Raw genomic sequence first — 2,459 nt, forward strand, 5'->3', positions numbered from 1 at the left:
CGTCACCAATCACAACGTAGCGTAATCTCTGCGCGGCCCTGCACCCGGCCTCACTGAACAGGCGAGCCATCAGGATGCCGCACAACTCGTCCTGGACCAGCTGGACGCCGTGCGGCGTCAGGCTCGCCTCTTCCTGATAGGAGGCCAGGAGCACCTCGAGCCCTTCCAGATAGTCCGCCGGGCCGAAGTCGGTGAGTCCGGTGAGGTCGGATGCCGCGGTGTGTAGCTCCTCGATTGTTTGGATCTTGTCCACTGAGTACGCTCCTCTGGTCCGTCAGCAGACGGCCTCAACAAATTCTCGGGATACAACGACCGGTTCCTCCCTGAGGGGCAGCAGGTGGAACCGGCCTTTTCGCGGAGCGTACGGAGGGTGTATAGGGGTCTCCGCGGCTGGCCAGCCGGAAAACATCCAGTTTCCCAGGCCGGCTCTGGACGCCGTGCCCGATGCCGCTCCTGATTTATCCGCGCCGGCGGGTCCCGGTGCAAGATATGGCCGTCGATCCGGATGACAATGCGAACGTCATGACCGCGTCCCTTCCGCAACTGTCGCGAACGTCCTGGTAAGCCATCGGCGGCCCCCGTTCGCCGGGTGCGGCAGTCTGGGCAGCTGAACATGCCGGAGAAATACTGGTCTCCACTGACTTCGAGCTAACCATAGCCGATACGAGTGGGTGATCGACGTTCTGCGCCCGGGGCCAGCCATCGACAATTGAGATCGGCTGATACGAACACCAGCGCCAGCACGGCCGTGGGTTGATACCCCGCTGCTTCGGGCCCATACTCCCTGCCTCGCGGAAACCGAGGTCGCCACGGTCGCATCACGCCACCCATCCCCCGCCGTTGACAACCTGATGGCCGCGCCTGAAGTGACAACGGCGGGCCCGGCCAGGCGCGTGGATGTCCGGGCATAGAACGGCGGGTAACATTTTATCGCGAACGGGTTACGGCTATAGGTCAGCGCGGACCTGCTGGCCGCGTAAACGCTGCCACCCGGCTCGGGGATCCGGTCGGCGGCGTTACTGCCGATGGTGATGATCCGACCGCCCGCTGGTCATGGATCGGCACCTACTGGACGCTGACGGTGGCGCGGTGGTGGCGCGGTTCCTCGATCTCGTCGAGCAGCGCGATCGCGAAGTCCGCGTACCCGATCCGGCTGGCCGGGTCGCCGTGCTCGGCGACCCGGTACTGGCCGGTGCGCGCCCCGTCGTGGTCGAAGTCCCCAGTGGGAGCGACGTACACCCAGTCGAGTTCGCAGGCGCGCAGCACGTCGAGGCCCGCCGCGTGGCCGAGGAAGAAGGAACGGTACTCGTTCGGGTAGCCGGGCTCGTCCATCAACGCGGCGCCGGATGCCCCCGGCAGGATCGAGGAGAGGCCGACGACCACCAGGCGGCGCACGCCCGCCCTGGCCAGCCCGGTGGCCAAGGCGCGGGACGACGCGGTGAAGAAGTCGTGCGCCGGCGTGGACAGGTCGACCGCGGCGCTGATCGCCGCGTCCTGTCCGGCCGCCGCACGCTCGACACCTACCGCATCAGTGACATCACCCGCAACCACCCGGGCGTCGGACGGCAGGTCGCCATGACGTGCGGGGTCACGCATCACGGCGGTGACCCGGTGGCCGCGGCGACCTGCTTCGGCGAGAACCTGCCGCCCCGCACGCCCGCCCGCGCCGAACACCACAATGTTCACGGCAACCCCTCTCCCCGTATGCCGGTGCCCTTGCGCCGGCCGGTGCGCGGACGCTATCGGGGATGGCGGTTACCGCGGGGATACCGGCTGGCTGGCTATCGTGAAGCTGTGAGGAAGCCCCTGCCCGCCGACATGTTCGACGAGCTGTGCCCGTCCTCGCTCAACCCGATCCGCTTCGGCGACAAGTGGGCAGCGCTCATCATCCGCTGCCTTGAAGACGGGCCGCGCCGGTTCTCCGAGCTGCGCGTGCCGCTGAGCCGGGTCACTCCCAAGGTGCTCACCCAGTCGCTGCGTTCCCTCGAACGGGACGGCCTGATCACCCGCACCGTCCTGGATGCCAGGGCCACCGCCCATGTCGAGTACGAGCTGACCGCGCTGGACCGCAGCATGCTGGAGCCGATGGCGGTCGCCTGCGCCTGGGTCGCCGAGCACTGGGACCAGCTCCTCGACGCCCGCGAGGCGTATGACCGCGCCATCCGTTTCGACCGCGCCGGATGAGGCGGCGTGGCTATCGCCGACGCGCCGCACAGTTCTGGACACATACCGAAACGTGCGGAGCGACGCCGATCCAGCCGAGCGAGACCCACAGCGTGACCGCTACCTCGGCCGTTTCCAGTTCGACACCGGGACCCTCGCCATCTTCGACCAGCGCCCCGACGTCCCCCGCCATCGGCGAACGCACCGGCGTCACCACGACCGCCGGTCCCGCCGGCCGCGCGATCACTCTGCTTCGCGGGTGACGCGCCTGCCCGCATCGTGCATACGGGCGGGCA

General features: G+C 68.2%; 3 protein-coding genes and 1 pseudogene. 1 reads left to right on the forward strand and 3 read right to left on the reverse strand.

Annotated elements, in window-relative coordinates:
• A pseudogene (locus tag AC08OX_RS09145) lies at positions 1-253 on the reverse strand (hypothetical protein); the annotation flags it as partial.
• An 812-nt stretch (positions 254-1,065) separates the two neighbouring features.
• Positions 1,066-1,686 (reverse strand): NAD(P)-dependent oxidoreductase, encoded by a 621-nt coding sequence (locus tag AC08OX_RS09150; RefSeq protein WP_476607414.1) that lies wholly within the window; start codon positions 1,684-1,686, stop codon positions 1,066-1,068.
• 108 nt (positions 1,687-1,794) lie between these two features.
• On the opposite strand from AC08OX_RS09150, the gene AC08OX_RS09155 reads away from it, so the two are divergent.
• The gene (locus AC08OX_RS09155) at positions 1,795-2,184 is read left to right on the forward strand and encodes a winged helix-turn-helix transcriptional regulator (RefSeq protein ID WP_476607415.1); all 390 of its coding nucleotides are present in this window, start codon (positions 1,795-1,797) and stop codon (positions 2,182-2,184) included.
• A gap of 10 nt (positions 2,185-2,194) precedes the next feature.
• Here AC08OX_RS09155 and AC08OX_RS09160 read toward each other — a convergent pair.
• Positions 2,195-2,459 (reverse strand): hypothetical protein (locus AC08OX_RS09160; protein ID WP_476607416.1); only part of this gene is annotated, 265 nt, incomplete at its 5' end.

It is taken from the genome of Frankia sp. CoBUL1, assembly GCF_978021245.1.